Origin of the sequence: Desulfuromonas acetoxidans DSM 684, from assembly GCF_000167355.1 — a bacterium.
Lineage (GTDB): Bacteria > Desulfobacterota > Desulfuromonadia > Desulfuromonadales > Desulfuromonadaceae > Desulfuromonas > Desulfuromonas acetoxidans.
This window is the reverse complement of sequence record NZ_AAEW02000001.1, coordinates 277,574-291,922: the sequence shown is the minus strand read 5'-3', so window position 1 is coordinate 291,922 and position 14,349 is coordinate 277,574. Positions and strand designations below refer to the sequence as shown.

Annotated in this window: 14 protein-coding genes; 10 read left to right on the top strand and 4 right to left on the bottom strand. The window is 52.5% G+C overall.

Annotation, left to right across the window (positions count from 1 at the left end; translation table 11 throughout):
* Positions 1–16 precede the first annotated feature (16 nt).
* The 3 genes from DACE_RS01260 to DACE_RS01250 all read right to left on the bottom strand — a co-directional run bounded on the left by DACE_RS01260 (position 17) and on the right by DACE_RS01250 (position 5,355).
* A complete protein-coding gene (locus DACE_RS01260; RefSeq protein WP_005997673.1) occupies positions 17–2,122 on the bottom strand; it encodes a carboxy terminal-processing peptidase in 2,106 nt (701 codons plus the stop codon).
* Between the two features lie 313 nt (positions 2,123–2,435).
* Entirely contained in the window at positions 2,436–2,798 is a 363-nt protein-coding gene (locus DACE_RS01255) for a diacylglycerol kinase (RefSeq protein ID WP_005997671.1), read from the bottom strand.
* Between the two features lie 4 nt (positions 2,799–2,802).
* Positions 2,803–5,355, bottom strand: coding sequence for a helicase C-terminal domain-containing protein (locus DACE_RS01250; RefSeq protein ID WP_005997669.1), 2,553 nt, complete (start codon positions 5,353–5,355; stop codon positions 2,803–2,805).
* A 242-nt stretch (positions 5,356–5,597) separates the two neighbouring features.
* On the opposite strand from DACE_RS01250, the gene DACE_RS01245 reads away from it, so the two are divergent.
* Positions 5,598–5,981, top strand: coding sequence for an iron-sulfur cluster assembly scaffold protein (locus DACE_RS01245; RefSeq protein WP_005997667.1), 384 nt, complete (start codon positions 5,598–5,600; stop codon positions 5,979–5,981).
* Positions 5,982–6,018: 37 nt separating this feature from the next.
* Here DACE_RS01245 and DACE_RS01240 read toward each other — a convergent pair whose 3' ends face one another.
* Positions 6,019–6,912, bottom strand: a complete 894-nt coding sequence (locus tag DACE_RS01240) for a complex I NDUFA9 subunit family protein (protein WP_005997664.1) — start codon at positions 6,910–6,912, stop codon at positions 6,019–6,021.
* Positions 6,913–7,317: 405 nt separating this feature from the next.
* Between DACE_RS01240 and DACE_RS01235 the strand changes: the two genes are divergently transcribed.
* The 9 genes from DACE_RS01235 to nuoL all read left to right on the top strand — a co-directional run bounded on the left by DACE_RS01235 (position 7,318) and on the right by nuoL (position 14,345).
* The gene (locus DACE_RS01235) at positions 7,318–7,674 is read left to right on the top strand and encodes an NADH-quinone oxidoreductase subunit A (protein WP_005997662.1); all 357 of its coding nucleotides are present in this window, start codon (positions 7,318–7,320) and stop codon (positions 7,672–7,674) included.
* A complete protein-coding gene (locus tag DACE_RS01230) occupies positions 7,665–8,204 on the top strand; it encodes an NADH-quinone oxidoreductase subunit B (protein ID WP_005997661.1) in 540 nt (179 codons plus the stop codon). Before DACE_RS01235 ends, DACE_RS01230 begins: the two co-directional genes overlap by 10 nt.
* A gap of 38 nt (positions 8,205–8,242) precedes the next feature.
* Complete coding sequence (locus DACE_RS01225; protein ID WP_005997659.1) at positions 8,243–8,722, top strand: NADH-quinone oxidoreductase subunit C; 480 nt, start codon at positions 8,243–8,245, stop codon at positions 8,720–8,722.
* A 34-nt stretch (positions 8,723–8,756) separates the two neighbouring features.
* Positions 8,757–9,935, top strand: a complete 1,179-nt coding sequence (nuoD, locus tag DACE_RS01220; RefSeq protein ID WP_005997658.1) for an NADH dehydrogenase (quinone) subunit D — start codon at positions 8,757–8,759, stop codon at positions 9,933–9,935.
* 90 nt (positions 9,936–10,025) lie between these two features.
* Positions 10,026–11,039, top strand: a complete 1,014-nt coding sequence (gene nuoH / locus DACE_RS01215; RefSeq protein ID WP_005997657.1) for an NADH-quinone oxidoreductase subunit NuoH — start codon at positions 10,026–10,028, stop codon at positions 11,037–11,039.
* A gap of 30 nt (positions 11,040–11,069) precedes the next feature.
* Complete coding sequence (locus DACE_RS01210; protein WP_005997656.1) at positions 11,070–11,465, top strand: NuoI/complex I 23 kDa subunit family protein; 396 nt, start codon at positions 11,070–11,072, stop codon at positions 11,463–11,465.
* Positions 11,466–11,485: 20 nt separating this feature from the next.
* Entirely contained in the window at positions 11,486–11,998 is a 513-nt protein-coding gene (locus tag DACE_RS01205; RefSeq protein ID WP_005997655.1) for an NADH-quinone oxidoreductase subunit J, read from the top strand.
* Positions 11,999–12,016: 18 nt separating this feature from the next.
* A complete protein-coding gene (gene nuoK / locus DACE_RS01200; RefSeq protein WP_005997654.1) occupies positions 12,017–12,319 on the top strand; it encodes an NADH-quinone oxidoreductase subunit NuoK in 303 nt (100 codons plus the stop codon).
* A gap of 46 nt (positions 12,320–12,365) precedes the next feature.
* On the top strand, positions 12,366–14,345 hold the full coding sequence (gene nuoL, locus DACE_RS01195; RefSeq protein ID WP_005997652.1) for an NADH-quinone oxidoreductase subunit L: 1,980 nt from the start codon (positions 12,366–12,368) through the stop codon (positions 14,343–14,345).
* Positions 14,346–14,349 lie beyond the last annotated feature (4 nt).

The following is a 14,349-nucleotide window of genomic DNA, read 5'->3' as shown; positions in this document are numbered from 1 at the left end:
GATCCGCTATCGCTAGTCAACTCAAGGTCAATAGGTCGTGAATGATCGCCATGCCTTCATGGACATAGGGGTCTTCGTTGACCTGTTGCTGCCAGTCGTCGTCCTGATCCGAGGCGTTGTCAGAGCCCGGCATGCCCTCTTTTTCGGCTTCAAAGGCGTGGCGCTCAGCACGAATGGCGGCCAGGGTTAAATCATGGCGCGTATTCTCGATTCGTTCGCGCGCTTCTTCTGCCTGCTTGGCAATGCGTTGCATATCCGGATCGTCAGCCACACGTTCGGAGCTGCTCTTCTGAAGGTGAAGCAGGGGTGTTTGCATTGCCAATGGCTTGTAATCACTACTTTGTATAGTATCCCACGGCAACGAATAGTCAATATATTGTTCACCGCTTTTTACGGCTTCAAACCGATCCGGCAGGATGATGTCGGGAACAATGCCACGGTACTGAGTAGACCCACCGCTGACGCGATAGAATTTTTGCACGGTAATTTTCAGTGCGCCTAACGGCTTGAACTGCTCCATGTTGCGAAACGGCAGGTTGTCGTCGAGGTCGAGAACGGCCTGAACCGTGCCTTTCCCGTGAGTGTGTTTGCTGCCGACAATGATGGCGCGGTGGTAGTCCTGTAGCGCTCCAGCAAGGATTTCAGAGGCGGAGGCGCTGAATTTGTTGACCAGTACAATGATGGGGCCGTCGTAATACTGTTTCGGGTCTTCATCGGCAAGAACCTGAATGTCTCCGGTACTGTCCTTCACCTGAACCACCGGGCCTTTTTTGATGAACAGCCCTGTTGTGTCCACGGCATCGGAAAGAGAGCCGCCGCCATTGTTGCGCAGGTCAATGATCAGACCGTTGATGTTGCTTTTACGCAGTTTTTCCAATTCCAGGCGCGTATCGCGGGTGACGTTGCGGGCGTTTTTGTCGCCGTTCTTGAAATCCCGGTAGAAACTGGGGATTTTCAGGTAGCCAAAGGATTCTGTGCTGTCTGGTGGGGTGATGACCGTGGATTTGACAAATGTTTCCTTGATCTGAACCACCTCACGGACAATGGAGATGATGCGTCTCGAGCCGTCCGCTTTTTTGACGTGGAGTCGGACCTCGGTGCCTTTGGGGCCTCGAATCAGGGAAACGGCATCACGGATACGGGTGTCGGTAATGTCAACCGGTTCCTGATCGCCTTCAGCGACTTTGAGAATGGTGTCTTCACTCTCCAGTTGTCCTTCTTGTTCTGCCGCGCCACCAGGGATCAGGCTGACGACCTTGATGTAGCCGTCCTCCTCGCGCAGTAGCGCACCGATCCCCTCCAGGGAACCGCGCATGTGGATATCAAAATCCTCCTTTTGTGCCGGAGGCAGGTAGTTGCTGTGAGGGTCGTAAGCACGGGAGATGGCGTTGAGGTAGCGGTCGAAATGCTCGTCTTCTTTCTCTTTGAGCATGCGTGCCATCAGGTGCTGGTAACGTTTGGCCACTTTTTCCCGTGCCTGTTGGCGCAGCTCGTCGTCGCTCAGTTTCTTGGCGGGCGTGTCCGTAGATGCCTTTTCTGCAGAGTCGCTTTCCGCGGCCGGTTGCTCCTGCTCCTCTTTGAGGTCGAGGTAGCGATTGGCCACCTGGAACTTGAGGATTTTTCGCCAGCGCTCTTTGAGTTCCTGGTCTGTCCGGCAGAACTCAAGCTTTTTATTGTCGGTTTCCAGTTGCTCATCAAGGGTGAAATTAAACGGTTTTGCCAGCAGTTCTTCAATCATGTTTTCAACAACGGGGATTCGCTCCGCCATGATCTGAGCACTGTAAATCGGCAGGTGGATTTCACCACGGCGGATTTCGTTGTCGATATAGCTTTCGTAGGCCCCGAGCATCTTGACGTCCGTGGTCAGCAGAAAGCGCTTTTGAGCGTCGAGTTGCTTGAGGTACAGATCAAATGCGGCCACAGACAGATCGTCGTCAAGACTCTTGTGCGAATAGTGATGGCGGGTGAGGTGTTGGCTGACGATGTAGCCGAGCAGCTTGGCGCGCTGTGGATCAAAGTTCTGGTTGGGCAGGGGGCTGGCTGAGGCTGGCAATGTCCATAATAGGCATGCCAGGGTGCAGAGTGTCAGGACGCGGCGGAGCAACGGTGTCGAAGATGTCATTATTTTTGATCCTTAACCTTCCGTTCGCGGTGGAACGTTGCCGGAAGGCCGTGCTGATTTATGGTGTTTTCCTTTGTGTCTGTTGTTTGAGCCGTCAGACTAACACAGACCTGAGTCGGATTAGAGCAAAAAAAAGGCCGGCGAGGGGAGGCTGCCGGCCAAAAAGTAGGAGGTTTTCTGTGGAAAAACCGTTTCCTGCTGTTGATGGTTAGACTATAGCTAACAGACCGTTTCTTCGCTACGTGGTAACTCGTATTCTTTTGAGGACGATTTATTGTTTAGCTCCTGTGTATTTGCACAGAGTCTTTGAAGGCTAGTCTAACAACACCAAAAGCCACACCGCAGCAGCTCCTGCCAGAGAGACAAACACCATGGCGGAGCCGATATCCTTTGCCCGTCCCGATAGCGGGTGATGCTCGTCACTGATGCGGTCGACAACGGCTTCCAACGCGGAATTGGCCAGTTCCATCAGCAGGATCAGGTACAGGCTGGTTAGGAGTAGGGCCGTTTGTGTCAGGCTGGAAGATATCCAGAATGCCAGCGGGGTGAATATGAGGGCCAGGATGACTTCCTGGCGAAAGGCTGCTTCGTTGTGCCAAGCGGCCTTAAGGCCGGCAAGCGAATAGCCGGTGGCATTAAAAATGCGGGTCAAACCGGTTTTTCCGGGTTTAGCCATGGCGTCATTCCTCCGAGGTCGGGTCGGCAGAGCAAAAGAATTGCCGGAGTTGCTGTTGGATGGTTTGTGCCGGTCCGGTCAGTCGTTGTGCCGGAGGCAGGGAGTTGAGAAAGATCCGGCCGTAGCCTTTGCTGATCACGCGCTGGTCGAGAATCAAGACGACGCCCCGGTCCTGGCGGTGGCGGATCAGACGGCCGAAGCCCTGTTTAAGTCGCAGCACCGCTTGGGGAACCGTATAGTGCATAAACGGATCAACGCCCATCTGTTCGAGGTGTTCGCTGCGGGCGATCTGAATTGGTTCGGTGGGTACCCGAAACGGTAGGCGGGTGATGATCACCTGCTGCAATGCCTGGCCGGGAACATCGACCCCCTCCCAGAACGAATCGGTGCCGAACAGGATGTGCTTTTGGTCGAGGCGGAATTTTTTCAGCAACAAATGGCGGGCGCTCTGCCCCTGATAAAGGCAGTTGAAACCGCGGGCATGGAGCGGTGGCTCCAGCTCATTGTAGAGTTTTTTCAGCAGGGAGTAGGCGGTAAACAGCACGAAACTGCGCCCTTCAGAAGCAATCACCGCCTGTTCAACCTGTTCGGCCAACATGGCGGCATAGTTTTGGTGGGTGGGCGGCACGATGTCCGTTGGGATGACGACCCTGGCTTGAGAGGCAAAGTCAAACGGCGAGTCAAGGCAGAGTTGCTGGCGCCTTTTCTCCGGGCACAGGTTGAGACCGGTGCGTTGATGGAAATAGTGAAATTGACGATTGACAGTCAGTGTGGCACTGGTGAAAACGATACTGCGGAAGCGATCGTAGACCGCTTGCTTAAGGGTAGCGGCGACACTGATCGGTGCGCTGTTCAGCCAGAGTATTTTATCTCTCTTGCGGCCGCGTGACTCGTTAATCTCAATCCAGGTGCAGGCGCTGTCGCCGGCACTCAGGACAATGGCCAGCTCACTGCCCATGCATTGGATGCGGCCGGACATGGCACGGATATCGGTCAGTTGTCCGCTCACCTGCTCGAACAATTTTTCCGGGAGTTGTTCGCAGGCTTTGATCAATTGGTCGAGGTGGTTCGACAGTGACTCGCACTGCTTGATCAGTGGGGCGAACCCTTTTTGCAGCACCAGCCAGCGTTCGGTTTCTGTACATTGGGGGGTGATGCGCCAGCAGAATCCGTTGGCAGATGCCGACTCGTCGGTTTGCAGCAGTTTGTCGCGTTGGCCGGTAAACGTTTCTCCGAGGTCGTCGCGCAGTTGCCGACAGTCTAGGGCGGCGGTTTCGATGCGGCGATAGAGGCTGTCATAAAGCGCGCTCAACGTGTCCGGCAGTTCGCGGGCCAGTGTCGACAACAGTCGGGGTAGTAGGCCCTTTTCCGGTTTGCGTGGATGGACCAGACGGTTGAGGCTGTAGGCAAAGCTCAGATGGCTTAACCGGATGGAAAAATTGCGGGTCGCCGCATCTTCAAGGTGGTGGGCCTCATCAAAAACAATGCGACTGTAGGGCGGCAGGACCGCGGCTGCGCTGTAGTTTTCCGTCTCGGCGCGCAGAGACAGATCGGAGAGCAGCAGGGCGTGGTTAACCACCAGCAGGTCGGCATGAGCAGCTCGCCGCCGGGCTTTATGAAAAAAACAACGGCTGTAATGGGGGCAGCGTGTTCGTGGGCATTGATCCATTTCGCAGCACACTTCCATCCATACGGCGGATGAAGGGATGAACGTCAGTTCGTCGCGGCTGCCGACATTGGTGGCTGCAGCCCATTCGTGTAATTGGGCGAGTTCGCCGGATTGTTCGTTTTGGAACAGGTCCGGTTCGCGGTGGGCGCTGTCCAGTCTTCTCAGGCACAGATAGTTGTTGCGCCCTTTGACCAGAACGGAATGAAATTCTCGGTCCATGACCTCCTTAAGCAATGGTAGGTCTTTGCTGATCAGTTGCTCCTGAAGGTTGATGGTGTTGGTGGAGATGGCCACTGGCTGTTCGTTGTCAAGGGCCCACATGATTGCCGGAATCAGATAAGCCAAGCTTTTTCCTGTGCCGGTCCCGGCCTCAATGGTGGCCAATCCGTTTTGGTTAAACGCCTCGGCAACCGCCAGTGCCATGCGCAGTTGCTCCGGGCGCTCCTCGTAGCTGCCCAGATGACTGGCCAGGGGGCCGTGGGCGGCTAGCACGTGGGCGACGGCGTCATGGCGAATGGTTGTTGATTGTGGCTCCGGGCAGGCGTCGACGACTTTATACACGTTTTCAACAAGGTTATCCACAATGTGAAAACCGATGCCAGTTTCGCCCAGTCGCGCAGCAATGCCGAGGTCGGCATTGGACGGGGTTAAATTTCCCGACGGGTGGTTGTGGATAACCGTGTCGCCGCAACGGCAGCGGCTGGTGATGGCTGGAACGGCTGAGCGATGCCCTCGGGCCAGGATGGTGATGTCGGTAATGGACAGGTTGTCATCGGTGTGGCCGAGGAAGAACAGTTCGTTGCCACCGGAGTCCTGGATGGCTTGACGCATGGTTTCCAGGCAGTGGTCAGCGTAGCTGGTGGTAATGTTTTCGGTTTGTGGGGCCACGGTGTTAAATGCTTTCGCTGCTTTGAGAGTATCGCACGATAAATCTGCGGTGATGGTTGCTGCTGCACATAAAAAATACTATTGTCTGATCGGGCGCGGCTGACTACGATAGAAGTTCTGTGCAATCGTGACGAACTGTCTATACTACTTGTTCTTGACTCATGCGGTAAAGCTGTTTTACGATAGAAAAATAAATCAGAGCGTTTTGCTCAAGAATGTTTTGGATGGGAGCGGTAAGGGCTATGTACACGGATAAAGTAATGGATCATTTCTCTAATCCGAGAAATGTAGGGCAGATCGAGAACCCCAATGTCGTTGTTAAGGTGGGGGATCCCGGCTGTGGTGATGCGGTTCTGATTTTTTTAAAGATCGACGACAATGTCATTACCGATGTGAAGTACAAGGTGTATGGATGTGGGGCCGCCATTGCGACAACGTCGATGGCCAGTACCATGGTTGAGGGTAAGACCCTTGAAGAGGCTCTGGAGGTGACCGATGAAAAAGTTGCTGAAGCGTTAGGGGGCCTGCCGGACAGTAAGATGCACTGTTCCAATCTTGCGGCCACAGCGATTCGAGCCGCCGTAACCCGCTATCTGACGCCTCCTGAAGAGGGCGCCGCGTCGTAACTTAATACTAAGAAGCCCCTTTGAAGCCCTGGCCGGATTAACCGGCCAGGGCTTTTTTAATGATGTCGGCGAGAGGAGTTGGTGTGAGGTTCAGTTCGCTGGCCCAAGGTTCGAGGTTGCAGACATTACCGCGAATCAGCATGGAGATCTGGTCGCTGGTGACGGGAAAAAAGGCAAATCGTTCCATAAACCGCGTTATCGGTTGCATCAGGATCAGGGGGTGATGCAGTTTGAAGACGCGTTTGCGGCCCAGGGCATGGCCAATGAGGTCGATCAGGTCATTGTAGCTGCAGGTGTCCGGACCGCAACAGTGGTAGATTTTGCCGATGGCCTGAGGAGAGGATAAGGCGTTGGCGAAGCCGAGCGCGACATCGTCCACGTTGACGGGGCTAAGCTGATAATGGCCATCACCGATGATCGGAATCATCGGCAGGAAGCGAAGCTGCTGGATGAGCATGCGCGTGAACTCGCCGTCAGGGCCAAAGATGAGCGACGGGCGGAAAATCGTCCACGTGAGCCGGGACTGTCGCACTAGCTCCTCGGCACGCCACTTGGTTGCGCCATAGGCTTCGGGGCAGTCTGGACTGGCACCGTTGGCACTCATATGTAGGTAGCGGTCAATACCGGCTTCTGCTGCCGCCGTTATGATGTTGCGAGTCGCCTCAACGTGAAGTTTTTCAAAGGTGATTCCCCGCTGTGGGAAGGCGCGAATGATGCCGACCAGATGGATGATGGCATCGCAGTCGGACATGGCCTGTTTCAGTTCTGCAGGGTTGGTGATGTCGCCCTGAACCGTTTCTACTTGTACAAGGCTGGTCAGAGATGGGGTTGGTTTGCGCACCAGGCAGCGAACCGTGTGACCGTTCAGCAGGAGGGCCTGGATGACATGGTGGCCGACAAAACCGGTGGCACCGGTAAGAAAAATACGCATACTTTTCTCCTGTCGTGAGAGATAAAGGGGTTTTTCTTGAGTATAACAAATTTGTGTCAACAGCAAGAAATTGCACAATTGGCGGCTGTGTATTTGAGCAGAACCACGCTGTGGGATATTTTTGTGAAAAGGTGTTTTATTTGTTTGGGAAGTGGTTGAGTATACGGTATTTTTTAGCCTTTTTTGCGCTGGAAAATGGAGCTCTAAATCACGGGTTTTTTAAGGATGTATACCTCGTAAGTGCTTGTAAAATTAGGATTAAATCGCTTGTAAATTGCATACAGTATACTCTATTTTTCCCTTGACAAAGGGGGCGTTTTGACTTAACTTGCACGACGCTAAAATTAGTGAATTATGCTTTGTTTAAAAAATATTAAGTAACCCCTGTCAGGAGGAGCTGTTCCCATGCTTGAGAGTTATCTGCCGATACTCGTCCTCATAACCGTTGCACTTTTGTTTGCATTAGGTTCGGTGACTTTCTCGTTTCTTTTCGGCCCCAAAAAGCCCAGTGCTGTCAAGCTTGCCCCCTATGAATGCGGGATGCCGCTGATCGGTACAGCTCGTGAGCGTTTCTCGGTCAAGTTTTACATTGTCGCCATGCTGTTCATTCTGTTCGATATTGAGGCTGTTTTCCTCTATCCATGGGCGGTTGTGTTCAAGCGTCTGGGGATGTTCGGCTTTATTGAGATGGGCGTCTTCATCGTAATCCTGCTGGTTGGCTATGTTTATGTCTGGAAAAAAGGAGCATTGGAATGGGAGTAAACAAACCAGAACAGGCTTCCGGAGCGGATTACTATCACGTTCTGGGCAATAATATCATGACGGCTTCGCTGGATAAGGTTGTCAACTGGTCACGTTCCCGTTCGCTGTGGCCCATGACCTTTGGTCTGGCCTGCTGCGCGATTGAGATGATGGCAACCGGTGCCGCGCGTTTTGACCTTGACCGTATGGGGGTTTTGTTCCGTGCGTCACCCCGTCAGGCGGATGTCATTATCATCGCGGGTACGGTTACCCATAAAATGTTGCCCGTAATTGAAACGGTTTATGAGCAGATGCCTGAACCTAAATATGTCATCGCCATGGGAGCCTGTGCTTCTTCGGGTGGCGTGTTTGATACCTATAGTGTTCTGCAAGGGATTGATCAGGCGCTTCCGGTGGATGTCTATATTCCGGGCTGTCCTCCCCGTCCGGAGGGTTTGTTGTATGGTCTGATGAAGTTGCAGGAGAAGATCATGCGTGAGCGTAATAGCTTCGGTGCCGCTATTGGTGCCGGCAAAGTTATTCCCGGCTAGTTCTTTCCGGTTTAAACCGATCAAATAGGGATTAAAAAATGAGCCAAGCTGTCGTAGCAAAGCTGAAAGGAACCTTCGCCGCATCTGTGCTGGAAGTCAAAGAGCATCGCGGTGAAGTTACGGTCACGGTGAAAAAGGAAGATATCGTTGATATCTGCCGCTATCTCAAAGAGGAAGCCGGCTATAACTTTTTGTGTGATCTGTGTGGAGTTGATTATCTCGGTCAAACCCCTCGTTTCATGGTGGTGTACAACCTGTACAACATCACGACCAAAGAGCGCCTGCGGGTCAAAGTGCCGGTTGAAGAGCAGGACTGCTGTGTCGATACGGTCAGCGGAATCTGGTCGACGGCCAACTGGCCTGAGCGTGAGTGCTGGGATTTGATGGGGATCTCGTTCGCAGGACATCCGGATCTGCGCCGGATTCTTATGCCTGCTGATTGGGAAGGCCATCCCCTGCGCAAGGACTATCCGTTGCAGGGCCCTGGTCGCGATCCGTATCAGGGACGACTTTCGTAATTTCAGCGCAACCGATTAAGACGAGGCATAACACATGGCAACTACAGAGACGATGACAATCAATATGGGACCGCAGCATCCGTCGACCCACGGCGTGTTGCAGCTGGTTCTTGAGCTGGATGGTGAGACCGTTGTTAAAGCGGTGCCCCATATCGGATTTTTGCACCGTGGTGTTGAGAAGCTGTCGGAAAATCGCAGTTACCACCGCGCTCTGCCCCTGACTGACCGTCTGGACTATCTGGCGCCGATGAGTAACAACCTCGGCTATGTTCTGGCCGTTGAAAAACTGTTGGGTATTACCGATCAGATTCCGGAACGGGCAAAGGTCGTCCGCGTGATGATGGCTGAGCTGACCCGGATCAAAAGTCACCTGGTCTGGCTGGCAACCCACGCCCTTGATATTGGCGCCATGACCGTGTTCCTGTACTGCTTCCGTGAGCGAGAAGCGATTATGGACATGTATGAGAAACTATCCGGTGCCCGGATGACATCAAACTATTTCCGCGTCGGTGGTTTGTCACTTGATCTGCCTGAAGGGTTTGAAAACGATGTGCGTGATTTCATCGATGCCATGCCCGGCCATATCGATACCTATGAAGGTCTGCTGACCGGCAACAAAATCTGGCAGAAACGGACCATCGGTGTCGCGAAGATCAGTGCCGAAGATGCCATCGATATCGGACTGACTGGTCCGGCTCTGCGCGGTAGTGGTGTGGACTGGGACCTGCGTCGTGATAACCCCTATACGGGCTATGAGGACTATGATTTCAAAGTGATCACCCGTGACGGCTGCGACACCTTTGATCGCTACAAAATCCGTCTCGATGAGATGCGTGAGTCGTGCAAAATCATCCGGCAGGCACTTGAAAAGCTGCAGCCCGGACCGATTCTGGCGGACGTGCCTTCAGTGTGCTTGCCCGAGAAGAAAAAGGTGGTTAACAGCATCGAAGGTTTGATCCATCAGTTCAAAATCATTACCGAAGGTTTCAAGCCCGAGCCTGGTGAAGTCTACCAGGGGATTGAGGCGCCGAAAGGGGAACTGGGCTACTACATGGTTTCCGATGGTAGCGCCAACCCGTTTCGTATGAAAATCCGGCCACCGTCTTTTGTCAATCTCCAGGCTCTGCCACAGATGATTGAAGGTGCATTACTGGCTGACGTTATCGCTGCCATTGGTACCCTGGATATCGTTCTGGGAGAGATTGACCGTTAATTTGAGTCACCTGCGGATGGACTTTGCTCCATCGTTAAGTGGCCTGTCGGTTGTTACGACGGGTCTTTAGAGGAAGGAAAGAGGAAAATCATGTCTGAACTGCTTAGCCTCTCGAACGATCCACTGCTGTTTATCGGCGTGATGATTGCCAAAATTCTGGCCGTGTTTATCGTGGTGGTTCTGATTGTTGCTTATGCGACCTATGCCGAACGTAAGATTATCGGTCGCATGCAGACCCGTCTTGGACCGACCATGACCGGCCCCCTCGGATTGTTGCAGCCGATCGCTGACGGTTTAAAGCTGTTTTTCAAAGAAGACATCATTCCGGCACAGTCGAGCAAGCTGGCTTTTGTTCTGGCGCCGATGATGATCCTGGTTCCGGCCTTTATTACCGTCGCTGTTGTGCCCTTTGGTGGCACCATCACCGTTGGTGGCTATCTGGTGCCATTGCAGATTACCGATTTGAATATCGGCATCTTGTATGTGCTGGCCATGGCCGGGCTCGGTGTCTATGGCATCGTTCTGGCGGGCTGGGCCTCCAACAACAAGTACTCGCTGCTTGGTGGTGTTCGGAGTGCTGCACAGATGGTTTCCTATGAACTGGCCGCTGGTCTGGCAATCATCTCCGTGTTTATGCTTTCTGAGACGTTGAGTCTGAGCGGCATTGTCGAGGCTCAGGCCGGTTCGGTTTTCGATTGGTATATCTTTTCGCAGCCGTTGGCCTTCTGCCTGTTTGTTGTGACATCACTGGCTGAAATCAACCGGACACCGTTTGACCTTCCCGAGGCAGAAACAGAGCTGGTCTCCGGTTTCTGTACCGAGTACTCCTCCATGAAATATGCACTGTTCTTCATGGCGGAATATGCCAACATGATCGTGGTTTCCGCGATTACGGCCACGCTGTTTCTCGGTGGCCCTGCAGGGCCTTTCCCCGGACCCATCAACCTGCTGCTGAAGGTGTTCTGTTTCATGTTCCTGTTTATCTGGATTCGTGCCACCTTCCCGCGTGTTCGTTACGACCAGTTGATGTTTATGGGCTGGAAAGTGTTCCTGCCGTTGGCATTGCTGAATATTGTGATTACCGGTGCCGTTGTTGTTTTTTAACGCAGTACCCAATGTATAGAGGATTGACCCATGATTAAAGAGTTTATCCAGGGCTTAAGTATAACGGCAAAGCATCTTCTTCCGGGTAATTCAACAACGGTTGACTATCCGAAAGTCAAGCTTGAACCGTCTGATCGTTTTCGTGGCCTGCACCGTCTGGTTCCTGATCATAATCGGGAAAAATGTGTGGCTTGCTATCTGTGTCCGACCGTCTGCCCGGCAAAATGCATCACGGTGGAGGCAGCAGAGGATGAGAACGGCGTCAAGTATCCCACGGTCTATCAGATTGATATGCTGCGCTGTATCTTCTGTGGATACTGCGTCGAGGCGTGTCCTGTTGAAGCCATCGAGATGACCGGCGAATACGAATTGGCCAATTATAAGCGTGAAGACTTCTGCTTCACCAAGGAGCGTTTGCTCAAATAATCGGTATAGGAGCCACCCTCATGGAATTACTGCAGTTGTTCTTCTTTTATCTTGTCGCGTTTGTCGCCGTTGTTTCCGGGTTTTGCGTGATCTCATGCAAAAACCCGATCAATAGTGCCATCTCTCTCGTTATGACATTTTTTTGCCTGGCGATCTTCTATGTCATGCTTCATGCACCTTTTATGGCCGCAGTGCAGATCATGGTCTATGCCGGCGCCATCATGGTGCTGATTATTTTCGTCATGATGTTGCTCAATCAGGGCTCGGAAGTGATCGCCCGTTATCGCCATGCTGTGACCGGAGCGTTTATTTTCGCCATCGTTATGTTGGTGCAGATTGTCGTCATCCTTAAAGATGGTGGCGTGAGTGGTCCTGTTGGTCCGATTAATGGTGACGTCGTGCAAAGTGTCGGTCATGTCGAATTGATCGGTAAGGCGATGTTCACGGACTTCCTGCTGCCGTTCGAGATTGCATCCATTCTGTTGCTGGTGGCCATCGTCGGTGCTGTTGTTTTGGCCAAACGGGAAGTATAAAGGGACGGGAGAATCAATATGATTACAATTACTCATTATATGGTTTTGAGCGCTATTTTGTTCTCGATGGGAACGATTGGTGTCCTGACCCGTAAAAATGCCATCGTAGTTTTTATGTGCGTCGAGTTGATGCTGAATGCGGTCAACTTAACGTTCATCGCCCTGTCAAGTCATCTCGGTAATATGGATGGTCAGATCTTCGTGTTTTTCATTATGACAGTTGCCGCAGCGGAAGCCGCTGTCGGTCTGGCACTGATGATCGCCTTTTTCCGTAACAGAGAGTCCATTGACGTTGAGGATTTCAGCCTGTTGAAATGGTAACTTCTTCAGGGCTGTCTCTGGTTCAGTCCGCCTAGAGGAGATATAGATGTACGACAAATTATGGCTTATTCCGTTGCTGCCCTTTCTTGGGTTCCTGATCAACGGTCTGCTGGGCAAAAAGATTAAAAATGAAAAGGTGATCGGGGCCATTGCCACCCTGGCGATCTTCTCGTCCTTTATCGTGTCCTGCAAATATTTCCTGCAATTACTTGGTGACAGTCAGAAGACGCACGAAGTGATTGTTGCGAGCTGGATGACAGTTGCTCCTCTTCAGGTCGACTGGGGTTTCCTCCTGGATCCACTTTCCGGGCTGATGATGATGAACGTTACTGGTTTGTCGACCCTGATCCACTTGTATTCCATCGGCTACATGCACGGTGAAGAGGGCTACTATCGGTTCTTCGCCTATCTCAACCTGTTTACCTTTGCCATGTTGATGCTGGTTATGGGCAACAACGCTCTGGTTATGTTTGTCGGTTGGGAAGGTGTTGGTCTGTGTTCCTACCTGCTGATCGGCTACTACTTTGAAAAGAAAAGTGCCAGTGATGCCGGTAAGAAGGCCTTTGTTGTTAACCGTGTCGGTGACTTTGGCTTTCTGCTCGGTCTGTTCACACTGTTCTGGTCTCTTGGACAGGAAGGGGTTTGGACGATCCGCTTTACGGAAATTTCTGCAAATGCTCATCTGCTGGAAAACGGCGGGATCATTGTGACCATAGTCACCCTGTGTTTCTTCCTCGGTGCGACGGGTAAGTCAGCTCAGATTCCATTGTACACTTGGCTGCCTGATGCCATGGAGGGTCCGACTCCTGTTTCCGCATTGATCCATGCTGCCACCATGGTCACCGCCGGTGTCTACATGATCGGCCGGATGAACGGCCTGTTCGCCATGGCACCGGATACCATGATGGTGATCGCCATTGTCGGTGGTGCGACGGCCCTGTTTGCCGCCACAATCGGTCTGGCACAAAATGATATAAAACGCGTACTGGCCTATTCAACTGTTTCGCAATTAGGTTACATGTTCTTGGCCATGGGCGTTGGCGCATTCACTGCAGGTATCTTCCATTTGCTGACGCATGCATTCTTCAAGGCCTGCCTGTTCCTCGGTTCCGGCTCGGTTATTCACGGCATGCATCATGCCTATCACCATGCTCATTTACATGATGATCCGCAGGATATGCGCAATATGGGTGGTCTGCGTAAGAAAATGCCGATCACGTTCTGGACGTTTCTGCTGTCCACGCTGGCGATCTCGGGGATTCCATTTTTCTCAGGCTTCTTCTCCAAGGATGAGATTCTCTGGTGGGCTCTGGCCTCCACGCGTGGCCATTGGGTTCTGTGGCTGGTGGGTGCACTTGCTGCCGCATTGACGGCTTTCTACATGTTCCGCCTGGTGTTCATGACGTTCTTTGGCGAGCAGAAAACCGATGCCCGTGCCAAGGATCATATCCCTGAATCTCCGTTGGTGATTACCCTGCCGCTGATGATTCTTGCTGCCTTGGCGACTTTCGGCGGCTTCCTTGGTGTTCCGCATGTACTCGGCAATCTGTTCGGCCATTTCCCGAATAAGATCGAGCATTTCTTAGCACCTATTTTTGAACACACACAGCATATGCACCATATTGAGGCACACGGGACCGCTGCAACCGAGTTTACCTTTATGGGTATTTCGGTCGGTATTGCCGTCTTTGGGATCGGTCTGGCCTGGTTTATGTACTGCAAGAATCCGCAGATGCCGGCACAGATTGTTGCCAAAGTGCCGAAACTGCATAAGACGATCTTCAACAAATGGTATATCGATGAGTTTTACGATGCCCTGATTGTCAACCCGACCAAGCGTCTCGGCACTCTGTTGTGGCAGGTTTTCGATGTCCGCCTGGTAGATGGCCTGGTGAATGGCGTTGCCCTGGTGGTGCGCGGCACCGGTCGCGTTTTACGACATACGCAAACAGGATTTACCCACAATTATGCCATGTCCATGGTGTTGGGTGTTGTGGTTATCCTCGCCATCTACGTTTTCAACTAATGAC